The 2,248-nt window shown below is 67.8% G+C and carries 3 protein-coding genes; all 3 read left to right on the plus strand.

What is annotated here, in order from left to right; translation table 11 throughout:
- The coding region (locus tag AQY21_RS04830; protein ID WP_058096652.1) for an electron transfer flavoprotein subunit beta/FixA family protein at positions 1 to 703 on the plus strand (703 nt) is incomplete at its 5' end.
- Complete coding sequence (locus AQY21_RS04835; RefSeq protein ID WP_058096653.1) at positions 703 to 1,629, plus strand: electron transfer flavoprotein subunit alpha/FixB family protein; 927 nt, start codon at positions 703 to 705, stop codon at positions 1,627 to 1,629. The genes AQY21_RS04830 and AQY21_RS04835, both read left to right, overlap by 1 nt.
- 100 nt (positions 1,630 to 1,729) lie before the next feature.
- Positions 1,730 to 2,248: NAD(P)/FAD-dependent oxidoreductase (locus AQY21_RS04840; RefSeq protein WP_152988101.1), on the plus strand; the 519-nt coding region annotated here is incomplete at its 3' end.

Below are 2,248 nucleotides of genomic sequence, written 5' to 3' on the forward strand. Positions count from 1 at the left end.
TAAGAGCGACGGGTCTGGTGTCGATTTGGCGAATGTGAAGATGTCGATGAACCCGTTCGACGAGATCGCGGTCGAGGAGGCGATCCGTCTGAAGGAGAAGGGTCAGGCCGAGGAGGTGATCGCCGTCAGCATCGGCGTCAAGCAGGCGGCCGAGACGCTGCGCACCGCGCTGGCCATGGGCGCGGACCGGGCGATCCTGGTGGTGGCCGCGGACGACGTGCAGCAGGACATCGAGCCGCTGGCGGTGGCGAAGATCCTCGCCGCGGTGGCCAAGGCCGAAGGCACCGAACTCATCATCGCCGGCAAGCAGGCCATCGACAACGACATGAACGCCACCGGCCAGATGCTGGCGGCGATCCTGGGCTGGGCGCAGGCGACCTTCGCCTCGAAAGTCGAGATCGAGGGCGGCAAGGCCAAGGTCACCCGCGAGGTCGACGGCGGCCTCCAGACCATCGCGGTGGCGCTGCCGGCGGTGGTCACCGCCGACCTGCGGCTGAACGAACCGCGCTATGCCTCGCTGCCGAATATCATGAAGGCGAAGAAGAAGCCGCTCGATGAAAAGACCGCCGGAGATTACGGCGTCGACATCGCGCCGCGGCTGGAGGTGGTCTCGGTGCGCGAGCCCGAGGGCCGCAAGGCCGGCATCAAGGTCGGCTCGGTGGACGAGCTGGTGGGCAAGCTGAAAGAAGCGGGGGTGATCTGATGGCTGTTCTGCTGCTTGGCGAAGTCACGAATGGCGCGCTGAACCGCGACGCGACGGCGAAGGCGGTGCAGGCGGTCGGCGCCTTGGGCGATGTGACGGTGCTCTGCGCCGGCGCCTCGGCGAAAGCCGCCGCCGAGGAGGCCGCGAAGATCGCCGGCGTCGCGAAGGTGCTGGTGGCGGAAGCGCCGCTCTACGGTCACCGCCTGGCCGAGCCGACCGCGGCGCTGATCGTGGGCCTTGCCGGCGATTACGACCACATCGCCGCGCCGGCGACGACGGACGCCAAGAACGTCATGCCGCGGGTTGCGGCGCTTCTCGACGTGATGGTGCTGTCGGACGTCTCGGCCATCCTCGACGCGGACACGTTCGAGCGCCCGATCTATGCCGGCAACGCCATCCAGGTGGTGAAGTCGAAGGACGCCAAGAAGGTCTTCACCATCCGCACCGCCAGCTTCGACGCGGCGGGCGAGGGCGGTTCGGCCGCCGTGGCCGAGACCGCCGCCGCCGCCGATCCCGGCCTGTCGGCCTGGGTCGCCGACGAGGTGGCCGAGAGCGACCGTCCCGAGCTGACCTCGGCCAGGCGCGTGGTCTCGGGCGGCCGGGGCCTGGGCTCGAAGGAGAGCTTCGCGATCATCGAGGCGCTGGCCGACAAGCTCGGCGCCGCGGTGGGTGCCTCGCGCGCGGCGGTGGATTCGGGCTATGCGCCGAACGACTGGCAGGTGGGCCAGACCGGCAAGGTGGTGGCGCCCGAGCTTTACGTCGCGGTGGGCATCTCGGGCGCGATCCAGCACCTTGCGGGGATGAAGGACAGCAAGGTGATCGTGGCGATCAACAAGGACGAGGAGGCGCCGATCTTCCAGATCGCCGATTACGGCCTGGTCGGCGACCTGTTCTCCGTCGTCCCGGAACTGACCGGCAAGCTCTGAGCGTCACCGATATTCGTGTCCCCGACGACATCTTCCGTCAGTCGGGAAGGACGGAACCCCGTCACTTACCTCCCCGGGGTTCCGTCCAGGAGAATCGAACATGACTGATATCATTCGCGAGTCGATGGAATACGACGTGGTGATCGTCGGCGGCGGGCCTGCGGGCCTGTCGGCGGCGATCCGGCTGAAGCAGGTGAACCCCGCGCTTTCCGTGGTGCTGCTGGAAAAGGGCTCGGAGATCGGCGCGCATATCCTGTCGGGCGCGGTGCTGGACACCGCCGGTCTCGACAAGCTGATCCCGGACTGGAAGGACAGGGGTGCCCCGGTCACCACCGAAGTCACCAGCGACAACTTCTACATCCTCGGCCCGCATGGCCAGGTGCGGGTGCCGAACTGGCCCATGCCGCCCCTGATGAACAATCACGGCAAATACATCGTCTCGATGGGCAATGTCTGCCGCTGGCTGGCCGAGCAGGCCGAGGCGCTGGAAGTGGAAATCTTCCCCGGCATGGCCTGCTCGCAGCTGGTCAATGAGGGCAGCCGCGTGGTCGGCGTCGTCGCCGGCGAGATGGGGCTGAATGCCGACGGCACTCCCGGCCCGGGCTATGAGCCGGGGATG

The organism is Paracoccus sp. MKU1, from assembly GCF_001447385.1.
GTDB lineage: Bacteria > Pseudomonadota > Alphaproteobacteria > Rhodobacterales > Rhodobacteraceae > Paracoccus.